The following is a 23,033-nucleotide window of genomic DNA, read 5'->3' on the forward strand; positions in this document are numbered from 1 at the left end:
CTCCAGGAGGTTCGGCGGGGGGATCCGAGAACACGAAGGGGTGTACGGGCGCGGGGGTTCGGCCGCGTCGGGTCAGCGGGCAGGGGCTCCGGGCAGTCCGGCGGAGGACTGCGGCGGCCCGGCGGAGGACTGCGGCAGTCCGGCAGAGGTCTGCGGCAGTCCGGCGGAGGTCTGCGGCGGCGCGCCGGAGGTTTGCGGCGGCCCGGCGTCGGCGGGTGACGCCCAGTCGAAGTCCCCGTCCGCGAGCGGCGCGCGGACGGCGGGACCGTGGATGGTTCCGTGGGCGGCTCCGTTGCCGGGCCCTTCGGCGGCCAGGACCCTGCCGACGCTGCGGGCGAGGGCGCTGCCGGTGCCCGCCTCGTAGAAGTCGCAGGTACGGAGCTTTCCGAGCCGCCCGAGGACATCGGGCAGCCGGACGGGCCTGACCAGGCAGTCCGCCAGCCGCAGCGCGAGGTCGTCGTCCTTCTCGTACCGCCTGCCCGCCACCGCCGAATAGGCGGCGGTACGGGCCTCGGCGACCGGGTAGCGGCGCACGTCCCGGGCGAACCGCCGGGCCTGGGAGGTGTACGAGGGGTGGTGGGAACCGAAGGGGAGCCGAAGGCGCACGGCCGCCGTGCCGCTGCGGCGCGCTTCCTCCTCCACCCGCTCCAGTTGGGCGAGCGGACCGCCCACCAGAGTCTCGGCGTCGTCGTTCACACAGGCCACGACGACGTCCCTGGTGTCCGCCCGGCCGATCAGCTGTTCCGCCGCGCGCTCGTCGCCCGACAGGAGGGTCAGGCCGCCGGGGCAGGTGGCGAGGACGAGCGCGAGGTCATGGGCTATTCCCGCACCGTCGGCCACGGTGTAGACCCCGGCCGCGGTCAGCGCCGCGATCTCCCCGAAGCTGACCCCGAGCACCGCGTCCGGCTCGCCGAGCCGGGCGCACAGTGCGCGGTGCACGCTCATGCTCGCGCCGAACAGGGCGAGTTGGAGGGTGCCGGGGGCCGCGTGCGCGAGTTCCCTGCCGCCCGGCGGGCGGTCGCCGAAGAGCCAGCGACGCAGCGGGCGCAGACCGCGGCCCACCGCTCTCTCGTCGATTTCGTCGAACACAGATTCCGCCGTACGCCGCAAGGGTGGCGAATCGGCGGCCCCGCGCAGCAGCATGCTGACGGCGAAGTCCCCCTGACCGGGGAAAACATGGACCGTACCGGGCATGAAGTGCTCCCTCGGACGTGGCCTCCACCGCCCGCCGCAGACTCGGCGGGCATATGCGGCATGGACGCGTGGGCCGGTCGTGCCGCACTCTGAAGCGTGCTCCAGTTCCGGTCCCGGATGGGCCCCCGCACGGCGCCAAGGTGTTGAAAGTCAGCCGACGTTGAAACTCCTCTCGGTTCCCGCCGAGCCGCGCCTTCCACCCGTCGCCCCGTGGAGGAGGCGCCTTGCGCGCGACCCGACAGCAGAACCCGGCCCGACCCCCGAACCGGACGTTGCGGGCCCTGCTCGGCGAAGCCGGGTGGAGCGGTGCCCGGTTCGCCCGCGAGATCAACGCGGTGGCCGCCGCACACGGTCTCGGCGTCAGCTACGACAGGACAGCGGTCAGCCACTGGCTGGCCGGCACCAGACCCCGGCCGCCCGTGCCGGAGATCGCGGCGGAGGTCCTCTCCCGGCGGCTGGGCAGAAGCGTCGTCGCCCCGGACACCGGCCTCGCCGCGCCGCACGACCACCACGACACGGACCGGACAGCACGGGGAGGCGGATCAGCCTTGGACGATCTGGAACGGCTCGGGGCCCTGGCCGACCGCCGCGACGCCGCGCGCACCGGCGTCTTCTCGGTGGCCCCGCTGCTGCTGCCGGGCTGGGACTCCCTGCTGCCGAGCGTCGTACCGGCGGCGAGGGCGGCGGCCCCGGCCCCGCCCGACGCGCGGTCCGCCACCCTGCTGCTCTCGCTCTTCTCCCGGCACGAAGCGGCGTTCGGCGGCGGCCAGGTGCGGGATCCGCTGCGCTCCTACCTGGCCACCACCGTGACCTCCTGGCTCCGCCAGCCCACCGCGCCCCGGGTGCGCGGCGAACTCCTCACCGTGGCGAACCAGTTGACCTACCTCTGCGCCTTCACCCACTTCGACGCCAACCTCCAGGCCCACGCCCAGCAGTACTACCTCACCGGAATCAATCTGGCCCGCGAGGCCGGGGACCGGGTCGGGTTCGCGCTGGGCGCCCGGGGGCTCAGCGTCCAGGCGCTGTCGCTGGGACACGTACGGGAGGCCGACAAACTGGCCGAACTCGCCGTCCGCGTCGGTGCGCCGCAAGCCCCCGCGCACCAACAGGCCCTCCTGCTGGGGCATCTGGCCGTCACCCAGGCGCACCTGGGCAACAGGCGGGCCGCCGCCCGGCACCTCATCGATTCGGAGAAGCGCCTGGAGGCCTCCGACAGCTCTCCCACTCCGGTGGGAGCCTTCCACTCCAGTTCGCTGGCCCTGCAGCACGCCGCCGTCGCCCGTGCGCAGTCGGACCACGCGCTGGAGGCCCGGCACCTGGAGTCCTCGCTGCGCGGGCGCCCCCCGGAGGAGAACCGCGCCCGGTCCATCAGCCTGGCGACCCTCGCCGAGGCCCAGTTGAACGAGGGACATCTCGACCGGGCCTGCCGGACCTGGAGCGCCTTCCTGGACCTCTACGGGGACGTCAGCAGTGCGCGGGTCCACGACCACCTGAGGGTGCTGATCTCCCGGCTGCGTCCGCACGCCGCCCACCGTCTCGTCCCGAACGTGCTGGACCGGGCCAGATCGCTGGCGGCGCAGCACGCCGCCCACTGATCGGGCGCGGACCGCCCCTTCGTCCGGCACCGCTGCGGGTTGGCCGGAACTGGCAGTCACCCGGCGGGGTGAAGAAAGCATTCTGCCGCAGACCGTGAGCCCAACGCTGGTGAGTGGGCGCAGAGCCCCCCGCCCGGACCGGGTTCCCCGGCAGCTCCCCACCCACCATCGAAGCTCACCACCCGAAGCTCACAGCCCGAAGCTCACGCCCCCGAAACTCACACCCCGAACGGGACCATGAACCGCAGCGTCCTTCTGGAAGAGTTCCCCTGTGCACTCCCCCTCTCCGCACCTCTGACCGTCGCGACCTCCTGGGCCCACCCGCGCAGGGGGCAGGTGCGCTCTCCCGCGCACGCACTGCTCTCCTCGGCCGCCGGCCGGGCGGGCCTCCCGCCCGGCCAACGGGCCTTCACCGCGCACGACCTGGACGCGGACACGGCGGAATTCCGTCTGATCACGGTCTCCTACGAGGACCGGCACTCGGTGACCACAGGCCTGGCCGTAGCGGTACGGGCGGACAACGAACCGGCCCTGTCCTTCGCCCGGAACCAGATCCGCGAGTGGCGGACCGCCCTGCGCACCCGACGCCTGCTCCTGCCCGACCAGGACTACGCCCGTACCCCGGCCCTCCCCCTCCCGGCGCAGACCACGGCACTGTGGAGCGCGTGCGGCTGCCCCACCTCGGCCGGCTGCCCGGCCGCCAAGGACGCCTCGGCCACGCTCCGGGCCTTCCGGGAGCGCGGTGACCGGGTCCTCCTGGTCGGCGGCCCGCTCCCGCCCCCGGCGGCCGAAGCGCCGTTCACCGTACGGGAGCGGGCGGGCCTGACGGAGATCAGCACGCCCGAGCAGGCGACCGACCTCGTGATCGAGGACCCGTCCGTCCTGGCGTTCGTCGTCGTCCCCGGAACGGCGGCCGCCCAGCTGTCGCCCATCCTGGCCGTACTGCGCCGCAGGCTGCCGGGTCTGCGCGGGCAGCATCCGTGCCAGTGGTGCTACACGATGACGGACTGGTGGCAGGCGGCGGAGGCCACCGTGCAGGAGAGCGACCTGGTCCTCATCACGGGTTCCGGCCACCACCCCGGCGCGGCGGTGACCCGCGCGGCGGCCGAACGCCTCGGCGTCCCGGTCCACTTGATCGACTCCCTGGACGAGCTCCGCACCACGCATGTGGACGCCGCGACGATCACCCTCGTCGACGCGGGAGCCACCGACGCCGGCCGGAACGCCGTGGCCGGAGTCCTGGAAGGGCTCGGCCCGTGCAGCACGGTCCGCCGTACGGTCCGCTCCCGGCGGGAACCGGCGTCCGCGCGGCAGAACCTGCCCGCCCCCGGAACGAGCCCCAGGGCCGAAGGGACCCGTCCCGGCTGAGGTCACCTGCCGCGGAGGCCGTACGTCCGCGGCAGGAGCTCGGGCCGGGCGTCGTTCCGTACGCCTCGGCGGAAGTCCCGTACGTCTCAGCAGAGCACGTCCACCCGGACGACCAGGTTGTTGCCGTCGAGCGGCCGTTCCGTCCACGCCTCGACGCGGTCCCACCGGCCGTCCGCGTAGGTGACGGTGAAGGCGTTCCCGTGAGCCTTGGCCCAGTTGTAGTGGTCCTGGATCGGGTTGTAGCCGCAGGACTCCACGTTCCAGATCTTGTTCGGCGTGTTGGCCAGGAAGATGCACGCCCGCCCGTAGTCGCACTGGGGAGACCAGTAGTCGGCGCCGGGGGGAGCAGCGGAGGCCGGGCCGCCGGCGAACGCGGCGGCGGCTCCCATGACGTACTGCGTAGTCAGGGGCAGTGGATCTGCCCTCCCGCACCCCCAAGAACAGGGGCACCGACCGGCGGCAGTTCCCGGCAGCCCTTGCCGCCGCCCAGAAGAACGGGAATATGCCCCTGCTGCCGCGGTGGCCGGAAACCCGCGAGATCGCTGCCCGGCCGAACGGCAGGGCCGGAAACCTGCCGTTCGGACCGGCGGACCCGGGCCTCCCGGTGAACAAGGCTTGTTCTACCGGGAGTTGATCGCCCGCAGCATGTCCAGACGGGACGCCCGCCCGGCCGGCCAGATCGCGGCGAGGACGCCGACGACCACGGCCAGGCCGAGGAAGAGGGCGAGGCGCGGCCAGGGCAGTGTCGTCGAGTAGTCGGGCAGGCCCGATGCCGTGAGGCTGCCGCCCGTCCAGGCGAGGAAGACTCCGGTGGCGATGCCGAAGAGCGCGCCGAACAGCGAGATGACCACCGACTCCAGGCGGACCATCCGGCGGATGCCCGTACGGTCCAGGCCGATGGCGCGCAGCAGGCCGATCTCGCGGGTGCGCTCGAACACCGACATGGCCAGGGTGTTGACCACCCCGAGGACCGCGATGACGACGGCCATGCCCAGCAGCCCGTACATCATGTCGAGCATCAGGCCGATCTCGACGAAGCCCTCCTCGGCGAGCTGTTCCTGGCTCTGCACCTTCAGCAGCGGGCTGTTGCCGAGCGCGGAGCGGATCTCGCGGTCGAGGCCCGCGGCCCTGCCGGGTGCGGCCTTCACGAGGACGCTCTCGTACTTTCCGTCCACGGTGTACGGCAGGACGTCGGCCAGGTCGCCGATGACACCCGCCAGGACGGGGTTCTCCCGGTAGACGCCGACGACCGTGAGCTCCCTGAGGTGCGCGGTCCCGCCCGAGTCCGGGGCGAACTGGTCCTTGACGAATCGGCCCCGCACGGGCGCGCCGACCCGCAGGCCGGCCCGCCGGGCGTAGGTCTCGGACACCGCGATCCGGCCGGGGCCGACCGCGTCGGCCGAGCCGCTGGTGAAGTCGACGTCGGCGACCTCGTCGAGCTGCTCCGGGTCGAGACCTGAGACCTTCGCGTACTCGCCGTTCACCGTGAGGCCGGCCGAGGCGAGCGGGGTCGCTCCGGCGACCCCCGGGACGTCGGCGACCTTGTCGCCGAGGGCCGGATCCAGGCCCAGGTACGCGGAGTTGACGACCCGGTAGTCGGCGGTGAGGCCCTGCACGGCGCCCCGGCCCACGGCCCGGTCGACGGAGTCGCCCACCACGGTCAGGCCGGTGATCAGGGCCAGTCCGATCATGAGGGCCGAGGCGGTGGCGGCGGTACGGCGCGGGTTGCGCAGCGCGTTCTCCTGGGCGAGTCTGCCGCTCACGCCGAAGAGGCGGGAGGTGACCCGGCCCGCCAGGGACACCACAGGACGGGACAGCAGCGGGGCCAGCACGATGGTGCCGGTCATGGTGAGGAACGAGCCGAACATGGCGAGCAGCAGGTTCTTCTGCGCGCCGTTGCCCAGGGTCGACACGTACAGCATGACGGCGACGCCCGCGCCGGTGAGCAGCGCGCCGAGGACGTTGCGCACGAGCAGGCCACGGACCGCGGCGGGCGCCTCCACACTGCTGAGCGCCTCCATCGGGGCGATCTTCGCGGCCCTGCGGGACGGCAGCCAGGCGGCGAGCACCGTGACCAGGACGCCGACGGCCGGCGAGCCGAGCAGCACGGTCGGCGAGACGACCAGCGGCCCTTCGGGAAGCCCGGCGCCGCTCGCGTTGAGCAGCGGACGCAGCCCGGCGGCGATGCCGAGACCGAGGACGAAACCGGCGGCGGACGCGCCGAGTCCGAGGACACCGGCCTCGACGAGGACGGCGCGCACGACCTGGCGCCGGGAGGCGCCCACGGCGCGCATCAGGGCGATCTCGCGGCTGCGCTGGGCGATCAGCATGGTGAAGGTGTTGGCGATGATGAACATGCCCACGAACAGGGCGATCCCGGCGAACACCAGCAGCATCTTGGTCAGCGCCTCGGAGTCCTCCGCGGTCTGCCGGGCCTGCTCGGCGGCGAGTTCGGCACCGCTCGTCGCGGTCGCGCCCTCCTTCGGCAGCAGTGCGCGGACCTGCTCGGTCAGGGCGTACCGGTCGGTGCCGGGCGCTGCGGCCACGGAGATCTCGTGGAACCGGCCGGGGGAGCGGAACAGGCCCTGCGCGGTCCTGGTGTCGAACAGGACGAGGGTGGAGCCCGCGGTGACCCGGGGGTCCTCGGTACGGACGGTGCCGACGAGCTTCTTGGTGAGGGCGGGCCCGGTCGTGGCGAACCGTACGGTGTCGCCGATCCGGTATCCGGCCTTCTCGGCGGTCGCCGCGGCCAGCGCCAACTCGCCCTCGGCGGCCGGTCCGCGGCCGGACACGATCGGGTACCGGGCGTCCTTGCCGTCGGCGCCGGGGGCGTAGTCGCCGGCCAGGTTCTGCCGGTTGCCGTCGGCGTTGACGGGCTCGCCGTCCTTACGGGCGAGTGTCGCGCTGCCGTTCACGGAGGGCCGCACGGAGGTGACGCCGGGCAGGTCGCGGAGGCGGTCGACGAGACGGGGGTCGAGACCGGCGGTCGGCTTCTCGTCCCCGGTGCCGGTGCCGGTGGCAGGGGTGGTTTCGGGGACGGTGCCGGTTTCGGGGACGTCGGCCTGCACCAAGACCGCCACGTCCTTGAGGTTCTTGCTGGAGGCGGCGCGGAAGGCGTCCGCGACCGTGTCGCCGAAGACGAAGGTGCCGGAGACGAAGGCGACACCGAGCATCACCGCGAGCGCGGTCATGACCAGTCGGGCTTTGTGCGCGAGGACGTTGCGCAGAGCTGTTCGCAGCATGGAGGGGGTCCAGGAGGTCAAGGGGAACGGGAGTTTCAGGAGGCACGGGGTGTACGGGGCGTACGGGGGCGCGCCGACGGACGTGCGGGACGTGCGGGATCCAGCGGCTCGTGAGGGCGCCTGCTTCCGCGCATGCGCCCGCGCCCGCGCCCGCGTCTGTGTCCGCGCTCGCGCGCCGTTCAGCTCGTACGGTTCCTGGCGTCGAAGCGCCGCATCCGGTCGAGGACGCCCTCCGCGGTCGGGGCGAGCAATTCGTCCGTGACGCGGCCGTCGGCGAGGAACACGACGCGGTCGGCGTGCGCGGCGGCCACCGGGTCGTGCGTGACCATCACGACGGTCTGGCCCAACTCCCATACGGATTCCCGCAGGAAGCCCAGGACCTCGGCGCCCGAGCGGGAGTCGAGGTTGCCGGTCGGCTCGTCAGCGAAGATGATCGCCGGCCGGGAGGCGAGGGCGCGGGCCACGGCGACGCGCTGCTGCTGCCCGCCGGAGAGCTGGCTCGGTCGGTGGCCGAGGCGGGCCGACAGGCCCACGGTCCGTACGACCGTGTGGACCCAGTCCTGGTCCGGGCGGCGGCCCGCGATGGCCATGGGCAGCGTGATGTTCTCGTACGCGGTGAGCGTGGGCAGCAGGTTGAACGCCTGGAAGACGAAGCCGACCTTGTCGCGGCGCAGCCGGGTGAGGCTGCGGTCGTTCAGGCCGGCGAGTTCGGTGTCGCCGATCAGGACCGAGCCCGAGGTGACGGAGTCGAGGCCGGCCATGCAGTGCATCAGCGTCGACTTGCCGGAGCCGGACGGGCCCATGATCGCCGTGAAGTGGCCGTGCCCGAACTCCACCGAGACCGAGTCGAGGGCGACCACACGGGTCTCACCGGTGCCGTAGACCTTGCTGAGCCCGGTGGCGCGGGCCGCGGCGGAGGTGGCTGGGGAGTGGATCGGGGCGGGCGCGGCGGCATGGGACATGGCTGCTCTCCAGTGAGGTGGGGGGAGGGATCGAGGGCCGGCCGGTGTGGGCGGTCGACTCCGTTCCATGCTGGGCGCGCGCCACGGCCGATCCGTAGCCCTCAGGGCGTGCATGCGCGGCCTGCCGAAGGTCAGGAGGAGAGGGGAGAGGTACTCCTCGGGGCGGAGCGGGGGTCCTACTTCTGGCAGAGGGCAGAGGGCAGAGGGCAGAGGGCGGGGCGGCCTGGGGTGCGGCTACTTGGTGTCGGTCAACGGGCCTGCGGTCAGCGGGAGTCGAGCGAGGTAGCGGGCGGGCCTTCAGCCGGACCGGTCCTGGCCTCCAGCTGGATCGGGCCCGGACTGCGGGGTGATCCGGTCCTGGTCCTCAGCCGGCTGGCCCCGGCCTTCAGAGGGAACCGGGCCTGGCGCCCGGTCGAACTGGCTCTGGCCCTAAGAGCGATCCGGGCCTGGCCGTCAGAGCGAACAGGGTCTGGCCCTCGGCCGAGCTGGGCTCGGCCGTCAGGGTGAACCGGGCCTGTTCCCCCGTCGAGTGGGACATGGCCGGCAGGGCGATCCGGGCCATGGTCCCCGGCCGGGCAGGCCCTGGCCCCCGAGCTGAACCGGCCCCGGCCTCCAGGGTGAACCGGCCCCGGCTCACAGCCGAACGGCCCCATCCCTTCGTCGACCCGGGCCCGGCCTCCAGTCGAACCGCCCCCATCCCTCCAGCCGAACCGGCACCGGCCCCGGGGGCGACCCGGGCCCCGTCCGCACGGGCGATCCGATCCCGGCCCTCAGGCGACCAGGCCCGTCCGGTGTGCGAGGACCGCCGCCTGTACGCGGCTTTCGCAGGCCGTCTTCTCCAGGATGGATCCGACGTGCGTCTTCACCGTGCCCACGCCGATGCCGAGCCGTCGTCCGATCTCCAGGTTGGCGAGACCCTGGCCGAGCAACGTCAGGACCTCGCGTTCGCGGTCGGTGAGGCGGGCGAGGCGGGTGAGGCGTGCGCTCCGGTCGTCGGTGTCGTGCGGTGCGGTGCCGCCCTGCAGCATCCTTCGGATGACCGTGCCGGTCACGCCGGGGGAGAGGACCGCGTCGCCCGCCGCCGCCGCGCGTACCGCGCTGATGAGTTCGTGCGGGCCCTCGTCCTTGAGCAGGAAGCCGGTGGCGCCTGCGTGCAGGGCGCGCGTCACGTTCTCCTCGTCGCCGAACGTGGTGAGCATGACGACGCGCGGCGCCGGGTCGAGGGCAAGGAGCCGCTCGATCGCCGCGAGCCCGTCGAGCACCGGCATCCGGACGTCCACCAGGGCGACGTCCGGCCGGAGTTCGGCGGCGAGCTCCACGGCCTCCGCACCGTTCGCGGCCTCCCCGACGACATCGATGTCGTCGGCGTGCCGCAGGATCAGACGTACACCGTGCCGGATCAGCTCCTCGTCGTCGGCGAGGAGTAGGCGGACAGTGTTGGCGGGGGCGGCGGGGTCGGTCATGGCTGTTGCTCCTGGGGGCCGGTCGGTTCGGTGATCAGGGGGACCTTGAAGCGGTCCACGGCGGTGAGGGTGTCACCCGTGAAGCAGTAGCGCACGAGCTCCAACTCGCCCCGTGCCCGGTGCTCCTGTCCGGTCGTCGAGGACGGGTACACGCAACTGGTCGCGGACCTCGGGCGGGTCGGCTCGTGCCCCACCGCGGCGGCGCGTGCCTCGTCGCTGTCCATGGCGGTGGCCGACCGCACCTCCTGGCGGCTCATGCCGATGCGGGGCGGCTCCCGGTGCTCCTGGTCGGGGCCGGGCATCGCCTCGTCGACGAGGGACATCCCGAACAGCGTCAGCACGCTCACCCCGGCAAGCCCGAGCAGCCCGGCCGCGGTGGCGACGAGCCTCCGCCGCACCCCGGACAGGGCCTGCCCGGAGGGCACTTCGGGCACATCGGCGTACGGGGACGGGCCGGCCGGTCCCGTCCGTGCGGCGGTGTCCGGCTCGGCCGGCAGTTCCGCCGACACCGCGAACCCGCCGCTCGGGGTCGGGCCCGCGTCCAGGGTGCCGCCGAGCAGCCCGACGCGTTCGCGCAGCCCGGTCAGGCCGCGTCCGGTGCCGATACGGGTCGGAGGTCTGGCCCCGGAGGGCGGTACCCCGTTGCGTACCGCGATCGTCACCCGCCGCTCGTCGTGCGTGACCCGGACGTGGACCCGGGCGCCGGCCGCGTACCGGTGCACGTTGGTCAGGGCCTCGCGCACCACTCGGTGTACGGCGCGGCGCACCCTGGCCTCGCGCCCGTCCAGATCGGGTCCTTCCCAGGCGAGGTCGACGCGGACGCCGCCGACGCGCGACTCGGCGACCAGGGACTCGACGTCGGCGCGGGTGCCGGTGGCGTCGGTGAGGGCTGCGGTGCCGGTGTCGCGGCCCAACGGGCCGAGCACGTCGAGGACTTCGCGCAGTTCCCGCATCGCGTCCTGGGTGGCGCCGCGCACCAGGGCGGCCTCGCCCCGCAGACCGGGTGCCTGCTTCTGCAGGGCGAGCTCCAGGCCGCCCGCGTGCAGCGAGATCAGACTGAGGCGATGCCCGACCAGGTCGTGCATCTCGGCGGCGATCCGGGACCGTTCGTGGATCCGGGACGCGCTGTCGGCCTGCCGCTCGGCCTCCTCCGCGGCGGCGGTGCGCTCCCGCAGCGCCCGCAGCAGCCGGTCCCGTTGACCCGCGGCGGCACCGACCAGGCCGGGCCCGAGCACGGTGGTGGTGGCGAGCACCGCGCCGAGGGCGAGGCCGAAGGGACAGCGGTCGATCCCGGAGTACGGGGCGAACGCCGCGCAGCCGACGGTGGCGAGAGCGCTGCCCCCGACCAGCAGCACGGTGCGGCGCCGGGCGGCGGCGACCTGCCGGGACGCGGCGTACGAGGCGACGGCGGTGAGCAGCCCCACGGCCGGGACCGCGCCCACGACGGCGGCGAGCCCGAGCACGGAGGCGACGGGACACCGCCGCCGCACGACGAACAGACCGATCGCGAGCAGCGCGAGCAGCACCCGGAGGGCGACGGGCAGGGAGTCGCCGAGCCCGTTCACGGCCGGGAACGCGAGGATCACCAGAACCCCCGCGCACACCGCCTCGACACCGGCCCGCCGCAGCCGCCGCCGGGACCCGCCGGCCCCGCCGTACTCGCTGGACCCGGCGCACCCGCCGTACTCGCCGGCGGCTGTGAAGGCGCTGCGCTCGGCGGACAGCAGGGACGTGAGGGAGGGCATACGCCCGATTATCGGGCACCACGGGGACGGGGCCGTGGGCCGGAAGGTTGATCGGGGCCTCTGCCTTTCGGCAGAGGCGCAGGAGACCGAGGGGGATGAACTCCTCTTTAACAATCTTGGGCGTGATGTCCGGTCAACCCGGCGGAACGCCCCGTGCCCAGGCGCCCTCTCAGCTCATATCCGGAGTTCGGGGCGGGTCGGGCCGCCTGTCCGGAACTCGAACGACTACGTGGAGGCGGTGCTGGGACTCGTGACAAGATCAGAACCACGTGCACACCGGGGGGTAGCTCAATATATGTCGTCTATGTCTCGAATATCGATGGTGCTCGACGCCCCGGCCCTGCGGGGCCGGCAGCGCGAGATGGCAGTGGTGCGGCAGATCCTCGTGGCCGGGCGCACCCAGGGCTGCGCACTCCTGGCGGTCGAGGGAATGCCCGGAATGGGCAAGACCCGGCTGCTGCGGGAGGCCGTGATGCTCGCCGGTGAGATGGGGTTCGTCACCGCGCGCGAACCCGCCCACATCCCGCGGCGCGAAACCAGCCGCTTCGACCGGGTGACGGGGGCTGCCCGGCACCACGGCGGCTTCACCCGGCCCGTACTGGTCGTGGTGGACGACGCGCACTGGCTCGGTGAGGAAGCGGCCGGCACCCTGCTGGCACGTCGGCACCAGCACCACGGAGCCCCGGTCGTCTGGATGGTGGGACGGCGCTCCGGGCTCGGCCCCAAGACCCTCGACGCGCTGATGGCGAGCCCTGTCGGACGGAGCGAGCGGATCACCCTGGGTCCGCTGTCGCCGTCGGCCTCGCTGGAGCTGGCGGTCGGGGTCCTGGGGGCGCAGCCTTCGCCCGCCCTGGCCCGTCTGGTGAGCTTGGCCGGTGGCCATCCGCGGTTGACCACCGATCTGCTGCGGGGTCTGGTCGAGGAGGGCTCGGTCAGTGTGGGCGGTCACGAGGCGCGGCTGCTCGTGGAGCGGCTGCCCGAGCGGTTGCACAGCCTGGCGCGCTCCACGCTCCAGGACTACTCCGAAGAATGCCGCCAACTGCTGCGGGTCTCCGCCGTGTTGGGGCGGCAGGTCATGTTCGAGAAGCTGAGCGCGATGCTGGAGATCTCGCCGTCCGGCCTGCTGCCCGTACTGGAAGAGGCGTGTGCGACCGGTGCGGTCGGATGCGACGACCTGGGCCTCTCCTTCCGCAACGAACTGCTGTGGCGGCTGATCGCGGAGTCCGTGCCTCCGTCCCTGCGCCAGGCGCTGCTGAGGCAGGCGACCGCGGTCGGTCCGCAGCCGGACGGGCTTGCCGTGACAGTGGCCGCACCAGCCGCACCAGCCGCACCAGCCGCACCAGCCGCACCAGCGGTACCGGCCGAGCTGGCCGAGCCGGCCGTCCCCGTCGTGCCACCTGCACCTGTCGTGCCTGTTGCACCTGTCGTACCCGTGGTACCTGTTGCGCCGGACGTACCCGTCGCGGCCGCAGCCCGTATGTCCACGGCCGCCCCGGCCACCACGGCTGTCCCGCCGGCCCCGTCCGATCGCAGGAAGCTCAGTGAACAGGAGCGCACCATCGTGCGATTGGTGGGGGAGGGGCTCACCAACCGGCAGATCGCACGGAAGATGGACATTTCGCCGCACACCGTCGGCTACCACCTCCGGAAGATCTTCCGGATCCACCAGGTGAACTCGCGCATCGAGCTGTTGCGCGCGGTCAAGCTGTCCGGAACCCTCGATCCCGCTCAACTGCCGATCTCGTTACCACCTTTAGCGATCGCTGGGCCACCCGTGCCGGAGGGGGCGAGCAGAAGTGACCTGAGCACCGCCTCGAACTCCGCTGCCGATGGCGGCTGATCGGTCAGCAGAGCCTGCAGCAGCAGACCGTCGACGACGGCGGTGACGGTCCTGATGCGTACCGGATCATCGGTGAAGCGGCGGGCGAAGTCGGCGAGTGCGTCCAGCCACCGGTCGGTCGCCTCGCGCAGCTCCGGCCGGCGGGCGGCCAGCAGAAACAGCTCGTACTCGGCCAGCAGGTGGCCCGGAGTGGCGACGACCTCGGCCATCAGCCCGGCCATGGTGTGCAGACTGTCGGCACCGGCGTCGGTCTCCGCGATGAGCTGCCGCATCCGGGCCGCGTCCTCGTTCATCACGCTGGTCAGCGCCGCGGTCAGCAGGTCGTCCAGGCTCTGGAAGTAGTACGTCGACGCCGTGGTCGGCAGCCCCGCCTCGCGGGCCACGGTGCGGTGGCTGACGCCGGCGGCGCCGTCCCGCTCGACGACGCGCAGGGTGGCCTCGATGATCGCGCGCCGACGGCGCTCGCCCTTGGCCCGCCGGCCGTCGGTCACGGCGGCAGGGACAGGGGCAGGGACGGGGGCAGGGGCGTTCAGGGCCATCTCCCTACTGTGACGGGGCGGGCACGGGTACGGACGGGTACGGGGATACGGGGGTACGGAGGTCCACGCGCGCCGAGGATTACGGCGCGACATTACTAGCCCGGTGGCCCCTGTCGGGGGACAGGGGCCACCGGTCGGTCGGACCGGCGGAACGGGGGAGACGCCGGCCCGAGTCTGTGGTGGAGGGCTGCCGTCGCCTACCGGGGCTCTCCGGCGGGCAGCGGCTCTCCTGCGGCGGGCGCCGAATCCGGCGTCCCGGCATCCGCCGTCCCGCTCTCGGCCGCCGCGGCCTCGGTCGCCCGGGCCAGCGTCCTTCCCAGCAGCCGGTAGCCGAGCAGCCCGACGAGCAGGGCGACGGCACCGGCCGTGATCGCGACGGCGAAGCCGCCGCGCGGGCCGAACTCGTCGACGACCGCGCCCGATACGGCCGCGCCGAGCGCCGCGCCGATGGCCAGTCCGGTGGTGGACCAGGTCAGCCCCTCGGTGAGCCGGGACGCGGGCACGATCTTCTCGACCAGACCCATGATCGTGATCATGGTGGGGGCGAAGAAGACGCCGGAGAAGAACACCGCGATCGCGAGCGTGGCGATGTTGTTGACCCACAGGAGCGGAAGCGTGGTGACGGCCGTGCCGGTGACGCCGTACAGCAGCAGCCGGGGGAGCGGCACCGACAGCTTGAGCGTGCCGAAGACCAGTCCGGCCAGGCAGGACCCGACCGCGTAGACGGACAGCACGATGCCGGTGGCGCCGGGCTGCCCCTGCTGCTCGGCGAAGGCGACGCTGACCACGTCCACGGTGCCGACGATGGTGCCGCCCGCGATCAGGGTGCCCACCAGGATCTGGAGCGCTCCGATGCGGATCGCCGAGCCGTTGCCGTCCTGGGTCTGCGGCTGTACGGGCGGCTCGGACTTGCGCTGCATGCTGAACAGCACCACGCCGACGGCCAGGAAGACGGCCGCCACCGCCGGTCCTGCCTCGGGGAAGAAGGTGGTGCACAGGATCACCGAGAGGGCCGGGCCGACGATGAACGTCAGCTCGTCGATCACCGACTCCAGCGCGAAGGCCGTGTGCAGTTTGGGCGAGTCGTGGAAGAGCTGGCTCCAGCGGGCACGCACCATCGAGGCCATGCTCGGCATGCAGCCGGCCGGCACGGCGAAGGCGAACAGTGTCCAGGCCGGGGCGTCGTAGTGCGCGCAGAGCAGCAGCGCACCGATGCCGGCCACGCTGATGCCGGTGGCCGGCAGCAGGATCCGGCCCTGTCCGTGCCGGTCGACCAGGCGTGAGATCTGGGGGCCCAGCAGCGCCATGGACAGGGTGAACGTGGCGGCTACCGCGCCCGCCAGACCGTACTGCCCGCGCAGTTGGGACAGCATCGTGATCAGGCCGATGCCGGTCATGGACAGCGGCATGCGGGCCACGAAGCCCGCGGCGGAGAAGGCCTTGGCGCCGGGCGCCGCGAAGATCTCACCGTAGGGGTTGGGCATGGTGCGCACCTCCTCCGGAGCGAAGGCGGGGGCGAGGGCTGAAGGACATGCGGGCCTCTCCGAGTCGGGTGTGCCGGTGGTGCACGCCGAAGAACTGGGACGTGTGTTCAGCTTTCTATCACAGGGTGCGCCGCCCCGACAGCCGGTCGCCCGGTGACTGCGTGAACACGTAGGGCAGCGACCGCATGTGTGGTCGCTCGGCTACCCGTTGATGTAGTGGAGTGCGCAGCACCTCCTGAACTAGCTTCGGTTGGGCCCCGGAAGATCCCGGAAATTCCCCAAGCTCCGCTGGAAGGAAACCCTGATGGTGCTCCCCCGTCGTTACCCGTTGACCGCTTATCAGCGCGATATTTGGACGGCGGAGCTCTACGCGCCGGGAACGTCTCAGTTCAATGCCGTCATGTGTGAACGGTTCGAAGGCGAAGTGGACGTCGAGGCGCTGCGCTCGGCCCTCGGCCGGGTGCTGCGCGCCAACGACGCATTCCGGCTGCGCTTCGACGATGCCGATGGAACTCCCGTGCAGTGGCTGGCGGACGAGGAACCCGTCGGCGAAACAGCGCGAATACCCGTCGTCGACTTCTCGGCCGGACCGGATCCGGCGGCCGCGAGCAGCGCCTGGCTCGGGCGCACCCTGGTCCGCGGATTCGCCCTCAGGAACGCTCCGCTCTTCGAGGCGACGCTCCTGAAGGAGAGCGACTCCGTGGTCACCCTCCATCTGAAGGCCCACCACCTCCTGGTCGACGGATGGGCGCTCAACCAGCTCAGCCACCAGATATCCGCCGACTACCAGCAGATCGGGCAGGTGGCCGAGGGCCAGGAGCCGACCGCGCCGGCCGGTGCGCCGTCCAGCCTCGCGGCGCTGGAGGACGAGGCCCGCTACCGCGCGTCCGACGCGTACGAGCAGGGCCGCGCCCACTACCGCGAGACGCTCGCCACCCTCACCCCCGCGCTCTTCGGCCGCAAGCGCAAGAGCGGTGAACGCCCCTCGTCCGCAACCTCTTTCACCATTCCCGGCGAGGTCGTCGAGCGAATCAAGCAGGGCGGGAATTCGCCGTTCGCCTACATCGCCGCGGCCTTGGGCGCGTATCTGTCACGCGTCCACCGCACCGAGGAAGCGGTGATAGGGATACCGCTCCTCAATCGCCGTACGGACGAAGAGAAGGCCACGGTCGCCGAGTTCGCCAACACGCTGCCGCTGCGCATACGTACGGCACCCGGACAGACCCTGCGGGAAGTCGCCACCGACGTACGGAGCGCGACCCGTGAACTCCAGAAGTACGAGCGATTTCCGTTGGGTGACGCGCTGCGTGAAATGCCGGTCGGCGAATCCGGTTCCCGGCAGCTCTTCGACGTGACACTCTCCTATCTGCGCTATCCCCGTCCGGCCGCCCTGGACGGGATCCGGCGCGACGTGGCCTTCATCGCCCAGCCGCACGACCAGGAGGCCCTGGCCGTCGTCGTCCGGGCCCTTGAGGACTCCGCCGACCTCCAGGTCGATCTCAACTACGCCCGCGACGTGTTCGACGCGGACAATCCCGCCGAGGCACTGGCCGGTCACCTCCAGGCACTGCTCGTCGGCGGCCTCGACCAGGCAGCCCCGCCCGCCGGTGAACTCCCCCTGCTCTCCGCCGCCGAGCGCGAGAAGGTCACCGCCTTCGGCACCGGCCCCCTCGTGCCGTACGCGAGCGGGAAGACCCTGCACGCCCTCTTCGAGGAGCGCGCCGCACTCGTCCCCGACCAGGTGGCCGTGTACGCGGCGGACGGCGAGGACTCCCTCACCTACGCCGAGTTGGACGCCAGGTCCAACCAGGTCGCGCACGCCCTGCGCGAGCGCGGTGTACGCCCCGACGACCGGGTGGCCGTCCTCCTGGAGCGCGGCCCGCGGATGTTCGTCGCCGTCCTCGGCGTGCTCAAGTCCGGCGGGGCGTACGTCCCGGTGGACCCCGGCTACCCGGCCGAGCGCATCGCGTACCTGCTGTCCGACAGCCGCGCCAAGGTCGTCCTGACCGGCCCGGCGGGCGGACCGACGGACGCCACGCAGCCCACCGTCGTGCTCGACAGCCTGCTGACCGGACCGACCGCGCCGCCGGAGCCGGTCGCCACCTCCCGCAACCTCGCGTACGTCATCTACACCTCGGGCTCCACCGGCAGGCCCAAGGGTGCGATGGTCGAGCACCACTCCGTCGTCAACCGGCTCGCCTGGATGCAGCGCGGCTACCCCATCGGCGAGAACGACGTCATCCTGCAGAAGACCCCGATCTCCTTCGACGTCTCCGTCTGGGAGCTGTTCTGGTGGGGCGTCGAGGGCGCGGCATCGGCCCTGCTGCCCGTGGGCGGCGAGAAGGACCCGCAGGAGATCCTGCGCACCATCGCCGAACGCCGCGTCAGCGTCATGCACTTCGTCCCCTCCATGCTCGGCCCCTTCCTGGAGCTGCTCGACAACAAGCCCGAACTGCTCGACGACGCCGCCTCGCTGCACACCGTCTTCTGCAGCGGCGAGGCGCTCACCCCGTCCGTCGTCGAGCAGTTCGCCGAGGTCTTCGCCCGTGCCGACAGGCCCGCGCCCAGGCTGGTGAACCTCTACGGCCCGACCGAGGCCACCGTCGACGTCTCGTACTACGACTGCCCGACCGAACCCGGACAGCCGGTCGGCCGGATCCCGATCGGCCGTCCCGTCGACAACACCCGGCTGCGGATCCTGAGCGCGGACGGATCCCTCCAGCCCGTCGGCGTACCCGGCGAGCTGTGCATCGGCGGCGTCCAGGTCGCCCGCGGCTACCTCGACCGGCCCGAGCTGACCGCCGAGAAGTTCATCCAGGACCCGTACGGGAACGACGAGGACGACGAGAGCACCGGCCGCCTCTACCGGACCGGCGACCTGGCCCGCTGGCTGGCCGACGGCACCGTCGAGTACCTCGGCCGCATCGACGGACAGGTGAAGATCCGCGGCAACCGCGTCGAACTCGGCGAGGTGCAGGACACCCTCGCCCGGGTGCCCGGCGTCCGCGCCGCCGTCGTCATCGACCACACCACGCCCGCCCGCGGCACCTTCCTGGCCGGCTACTACGTGGCCGACGACTCCACCGGTGCAGACCTCGACCCCGCCGTGCTGCGCACCCAACTGCTGCGCACCCTCCCGGAGTTCATGGTCCCGACCCACTTCCTGCGGATCGACGCGATCCCGCTCACTCCCAACGGCAAGGCCGACCGCAGGGCACTTCCCGCCCCGAACGCCGCCGCGCACCAGGCCGCCCCCGACCAGGGCCCCCGCAACGCCACCGAGGAGGCGCTCGCGGCCATCTGGCGCGACGTCCTGCAGACCGACCGGGTCTCCGTGCACGACGACTACTTCGCGCTCGGCGGCGACTCGATCCTCAGCCTGCGCATCCGCGCCGGGGCCGAGGCGCGCGGCATCCGCTTCTCCCTGACCGACCTGGTGCAGAACCCGACCGTGGCACGGCTCGCGGCCCTGGCCACCGTCGCCTCCGAACCCGCCGAACCCGAGCCGGACCTGCCCCCCTTCGCCCTCGTCTCCAGCGTCGACCGCGGCCGCCTGGAAGGCGCCGAGGACGCCTACCCGCTCACCCGGCTCCAGCTCGGCCTGCTCTACCACAGCCGCCAGCACGAGACCTCGGCCGTCTACAAGGACGTCTTCCAGTACACCCTGCGCATCGGCTGGGACGAGGCCGCCTTCCGCCGCGCCTTCGACCGGCTCGTGGCCCGGCACCCCGTGCTGCGCTCCTCCTTCGACCTGGCCGGCTTCTCCGAGCCGCTGCAGATCATCCACGCACAGGCACACGGCGGACTGGAGATCGCCGATCTGCGCGAGTACGACGAGGAGACCGCCGCCGCCGCGGTACGCGCGCACATCGACGAGCGGCGCTACCACCCCTACACGTTCGAGCAGGCCCCGCTCCACCTCTTCCGCGCCCATCTGCGCCCCGACACCGTGGAGCTGGTGTTCAGCTTCCACCACGCGATCCTGGACGGCGGCAGCGTCGCCAACCTGCTGAGCGAACTCCTCCAGGACTACGCGCACCACCTGGGCGCCGGTATCGGCCCGGTCGCCGAGGGCACCTTCCCCTCGGCCGTCCACCACGTGCGCGAGGAGCGGAGCTCCCTCGCGTCCGCGGCCGACGCGGCGTACTGGCGGCAGAAGCTGGACGGGGCCGAGGCGCTCCGCCTGGACGCCTTCCGGCCGGCCGAGCCGCCCCGCGGCGACGCCCAGGTCGTCCACCATGTCGACGTGCCCGAAGCGCTGAACCGCGACGTACGCGCCTTCGCGCGCACCCATGCCGTCCCCCTGAAGTCCGTGCTGTTCGCCGCACACTGCCTGACCCTGCGGATGTTCACCGGCGCGGGGGACCTGATCACCGGCCTGGTCACCCACGGGCGGCCCGAACAGGACGGCGGCGAGCGCACGGTGGGCCTCTTTCTGAACACCATGCCGGTACGGGCGGCAGCCGCACCGCAGACCTGGCTGGAGACCGTGCGCGAACTCTTCCGGCAGGAGCAGGAGAGCCACCCCCACCGGCGCTACCCGCTCAGCGCGATCCAGGAGGACCGGGGCGGCGACACCGTCGTGGAGACCGCCTTCAACTACGTCCACTTCCATCAGCTGGCCGAGGTCCTGGACCTGCCCGACGTGGCCCTTGAGTCCTTCCGCACCTGGGAGGAGACCAACTTCCAGCTCCTGGTCAACGCGATCAGCGACCCCACCGACGAGAGCATCCGGCTGCGCATAGACGGCGACGGCCGCTCCCTCACCCCCGCACAGGCGGCCCTGTACGCGGACGCCTACACCGGGATCCTGCGCCGAGTGGTCGAACACCCCGACGAGAAGCCGGACTTCGCCTTCCTCGCCCCCGCACCGGAACAGCGCGCGGACGACGTCGCGGACAGCGCGTACACCGATGTGGTGCGGCTCTTCGACGACACGGTCGCCCGGACGCCCGAGTCCGTCGCCCTGGTCTTCCACGAGCAGCACCTGACCTACCGGGAGCTGGACCGGTGGGCCGGGCGGGTGGCCCGTCGGCTGGTCTCGCTGGGCGCACGCCCCGGAGACCTGGTCGGCATCGCCATGGACCGGTCGCCCGAGGCGGTCGCGGTGACCCTCGGCATCGCCAAGGCCGGAGCGGCCGCCGTACCGCTGGACACCGGGTACCCGCAGGAGCGGCTCACCTCGATGCTCGACCAGGCCGAGCCCTTCAGGGTCGTCGCGCAGGCCGCGCACGCACACCTGATCGCCGACGCCTCGCTCCTGCTGCCCGCCGAGGAACTCTTCGCCGACGGGGCCGAAGGGGACGACGGCGACCGCGACGTGGAACTGCCCGCCGTCCTCGCGGCCGACACCACCGCCTACGTCCTGTTCACCTCCGGCTCCACCGGCGCGCCCAAGGGCGTGGCGATGCCGCACCGCTCGCTCGCCAACCTCATCGCCTGGCAGAACAGCGTGGACAGCGGCGCCGTCGGCGCCCGCACCCTGCAGTACGCCCCGCTGAGCTTCGACGTCTCCTTCCAGGAGCTGTACTCGACGCTGTGCTCGGGCGGCACCCTGCACATCGTCACCGAGGCCGAACGGCGCGACATGCCGGGGCTGTTGAGGCTGATCGACACCGCGGGCGTGGAGCGGGTCTTCCTCCCGTACGTCGCGCTCCAGCAGCTCGCCGAGACCGCGGACAGCCTCTCCATCGCACCGCGCGCCCTGCGCGTGCTGATCTCGTCCGGCGAGCAGCTGCGCGTCACCGACGAGATCCGCCGGCTGTGCGCCGCACTGCCCGGGATGATCCTGGAGAACCAGTACGGGCCCACCGAGTCGCACGTCGTCACCCGCTACTCCATGACCGGGGACCCGGCGGGCTTCCCCGCCCTGCCCCCGATCGGCACCGCCATCGACGGCGCCCTGGCCGTGGTGCTCGACGCCCGGATGCGCCCGACCCCTCCCGGGGTGAAGGGAGAGATCCACCTCGGTGGCGCGGCGCTGGCCGACGGCTACCTCGGCCGCCCCGACCTGACCGACGAGCGCTTCGTCCCGCACCCCACCCTCCCCGGCGAGCGGCTCTACCGCACCGGCGACCTCGGATTCACCCTGCCGGGCGGTGAGATCGTCTGCGTCGGCCGCGCCGACTCCCAGGTCAAGGTCCGCGGCTTCCGCGTCGAGCCCGCCGAGGTCGAACTCGCCATCACGGCCCTGGTGTCCGACCACCCCGGCATCCGCGAGGCCGCCGTGGTCGCCCGCCGCCGCGACGGCAACGACGCCTTCCTCGCCGCCTTCCTGGTCGGCGACCCGGAGCGGGCCGACCTGACCCGGCTGCGCGAGCAACTCCGCTCGACGCTCCCGGAGTTCATGACTCCGTCGCACATCGAGTGGCTGGACGCCCTGCCCTGGACCCCGAGCGGCAAGCGCGACGACGCCGCGCTGCGCCGGGTGCCGCTGACCGCCGCCGCCTCGCGCGACACCACCGAGCCGCGGGACGCGTACGAGCGGGGCCTGGTCGAGATCCTGCGCGACCTCCTCCAGGTCCCGCAGCTCGGCGTGCACGACAACGTCTTCGACCTGGGCGCCACCTCGCTCACCGCGATGCGGTTCGTGGTCTCGGTCGAGCAGCGCTACGGCGTCGGCATCCCGCTCTCCGGCTTCATCGCCGCCCCCACGGTCGCCGGCCTCGCCGAGCGGCTGCGCAGCGGCGACGCGACGGCCACCTTCGAGCCGCTGGTGCCGATCAGGCCGGGCGGCGACCGCCCGCCGATGTTCCTGGTGCACCCCATGGGCGGCAACGTGCTCTGCTACGTACCGTTCGCCAAGCACCTCCCCGAAGACCAGCCGCTGTACGCGTTCCAGGCGGTCGGCAGCGACCCCGGCACGGAACCGCTGGGTTCCGTCGAGGAGATCGCGGCGTCGTACATCGCGGCCATGCGGAAGCAGCAGCCCGAGGGGCCGTACACCATCGGCGGCTGGTCGTTCGGCGGCTTCGCCGCCTTCGAGATGGCCCGCCAGCTCCAGGACGCCGGACAGGAAGTGTCCAGCATGATCATGCTGGACACCGTCGCACTCAACCAGGGACGGCGCGAGACCTACTCCGACGAGGGCCTGCTCGCCTGGTTCTTCTGGGAGTTGCTGTGGCTGAGCCGGGGCGGCGACTCGCCGATGGAGGTCATCCCCGAGGAACTGACCACACTGGACGAGAAGTTCGACTTCATCGCCCAGCTGTCCGTGGACGAAGGGGTGCTGCCCGCGGGCAGCAACGGCTCGATCGTGCGCCGACTCTTCAAGGTGTACGCCGCCAACTGGCAGGCCACCGCCGCCTACCGCCCCGACAAGCGCGAGCTGGACTTCACCCTCATCCGCGCCACCGAACCACTGCCCGAGGTGCTGCGCTCCATGCACGGGGCCATCGGCAGCCTGCACGCCGACCCGGCCAACGGCTGGCGGGCGCTGACCAGCGGCGTGCTGGACGTCGTCGCGGTGCCCGGCGACCACCTGACCATCATGGAAGAGCCCTATGTCGAGCTCGTCGCCAAGACCGTCGCGGACATCGCGGACGCGGCCGGCAGCGCCCGTAACACCGATACCCGTAACACCGAAAACGGAGGAAAGTGAC

Annotated in this window: 12 protein-coding genes; 4 read left to right on the forward strand and 8 right to left on the reverse strand. The window is 72.4% G+C overall.

Going from position 1 to position 23,033, the window contains the following annotated elements:
• Nucleotides 1–72 precede the first annotated feature (72 nt).
• Complete coding sequence (locus ACH4SP_RS10400) at nucleotides 73–1,194, reverse strand: ACP S-malonyltransferase (protein WP_398412682.1); 1,122 nt, start codon at nucleotides 1,192–1,194, stop codon at nucleotides 73–75.
• Nucleotides 1,195–1,418: 224 nt separating this feature from the next.
• On the opposite strand from ACH4SP_RS10400, the gene ACH4SP_RS10405 reads away from it, so the two are divergent.
• Together ACH4SP_RS10405 and ACH4SP_RS10410 are read left to right on the forward strand one after the other, a co-directional pair.
• Nucleotides 1,419–2,789, forward strand: a complete 1,371-nt coding sequence (locus ACH4SP_RS10405) for a hypothetical protein (RefSeq protein ID WP_398412684.1) — start codon at nucleotides 1,419–1,421, stop codon at nucleotides 2,787–2,789.
• A gap of 237 nt (nucleotides 2,790–3,026) precedes the next feature.
• Nucleotides 3,027–4,157 carry a hypothetical protein gene (locus ACH4SP_RS10410; protein ID WP_398412686.1) on the forward strand — a complete coding sequence of 377 codons (1,131 nt, stop codon included), beginning with the start codon at nucleotides 3,027–3,029 and terminating at the stop codon, nucleotides 4,155–4,157.
• Between the two features lie 86 nt (nucleotides 4,158–4,243).
• Here ACH4SP_RS10410 and ACH4SP_RS10415 read toward each other — a convergent pair whose 3' ends face one another.
• The 5 genes from ACH4SP_RS10415 to ACH4SP_RS10435 all read right to left on the reverse strand — a co-directional run bounded on the left by ACH4SP_RS10415 (nucleotide 4,244) and on the right by ACH4SP_RS10435 (nucleotide 11,569).
• Nucleotides 4,244–4,546: a hypothetical protein gene (locus ACH4SP_RS10415; protein WP_398412689.1), complete on the reverse strand. Its 303-nt coding sequence runs from the start codon at nucleotides 4,544–4,546 to the stop codon at nucleotides 4,244–4,246.
• Between the two features lie 231 nt (nucleotides 4,547–4,777).
• The gene (locus ACH4SP_RS10420) at nucleotides 4,778–7,399 is read right to left on the reverse strand and encodes an ABC transporter permease (RefSeq protein WP_398412691.1); all 2,622 of its coding nucleotides are present in this window, start codon (nucleotides 7,397–7,399) and stop codon (nucleotides 4,778–4,780) included.
• A gap of 179 nt (nucleotides 7,400–7,578) precedes the next feature.
• Complete coding sequence (locus ACH4SP_RS10425) at nucleotides 7,579–8,361, reverse strand: ABC transporter ATP-binding protein (protein ID WP_398412694.1); 783 nt, start codon at nucleotides 8,359–8,361, stop codon at nucleotides 7,579–7,581.
• A gap of 770 nt (nucleotides 8,362–9,131) precedes the next feature.
• Nucleotides 9,132–9,824, reverse strand: coding sequence for a response regulator (locus tag ACH4SP_RS10430; protein WP_398412696.1), 693 nt, complete (start codon nucleotides 9,822–9,824; stop codon nucleotides 9,132–9,134).
• The gene (locus ACH4SP_RS10435) at nucleotides 9,821–11,569 is read right to left on the reverse strand and encodes a sensor histidine kinase (RefSeq protein WP_398412699.1); all 1,749 of its coding nucleotides are present in this window, start codon (nucleotides 11,567–11,569) and stop codon (nucleotides 9,821–9,823) included. The genes ACH4SP_RS10430 and ACH4SP_RS10435 overlap by 4 nt, the downstream gene beginning before the upstream one ends.
• Nucleotides 11,570–11,873: 304 nt before the next feature.
• On the opposite strand from ACH4SP_RS10435, the gene ACH4SP_RS10440 reads away from it, so the two are divergent.
• A complete protein-coding gene (locus tag ACH4SP_RS10440) occupies nucleotides 11,874–13,409 on the forward strand; it encodes a LuxR C-terminal-related transcriptional regulator (protein WP_398412701.1) in 1,536 nt (511 codons plus the stop codon).
• Here ACH4SP_RS10440 and ACH4SP_RS10445 read toward each other — a convergent pair.
• Both ACH4SP_RS10445 and ACH4SP_RS10450 read right to left on the reverse strand, forming a co-directional pair.
• Nucleotides 13,298–13,948, reverse strand: a complete 651-nt coding sequence (locus ACH4SP_RS10445; RefSeq protein ID WP_398412703.1) for a TetR/AcrR family transcriptional regulator — start codon at nucleotides 13,946–13,948, stop codon at nucleotides 13,298–13,300. The two genes, ACH4SP_RS10440 and ACH4SP_RS10445, sit on opposite strands and share 112 nt — an antisense overlap.
• Nucleotides 13,949–14,145: 197 nt before the next feature.
• Nucleotides 14,146–15,432 (reverse strand): MFS transporter, encoded by a 1,287-nt coding sequence (locus tag ACH4SP_RS10450; RefSeq protein WP_398412705.1) that lies wholly within the window; start codon nucleotides 15,430–15,432, stop codon nucleotides 14,146–14,148.
• A gap of 304 nt (nucleotides 15,433–15,736) precedes the next feature.
• On the opposite strand from ACH4SP_RS10450, the gene ACH4SP_RS10455 reads away from it, so the two are divergent.
• The gene (locus ACH4SP_RS10455; protein ID WP_398412708.1) at nucleotides 15,737–23,032 is read left to right on the forward strand and encodes an amino acid adenylation domain-containing protein; all 7,296 of its coding nucleotides are present in this window, start codon (nucleotides 15,737–15,739) and stop codon (nucleotides 23,030–23,032) included.
• The last annotated feature ends 1 nt before the right edge of the window (nucleotide 23,033 follow it).

It is taken from the genome of Streptomyces sp. NPDC021093 (assembly GCF_044333135.1).
Taxonomy (GTDB): domain Bacteria; phylum Actinomycetota; class Actinomycetes; order Streptomycetales; family Streptomycetaceae; genus Streptomyces.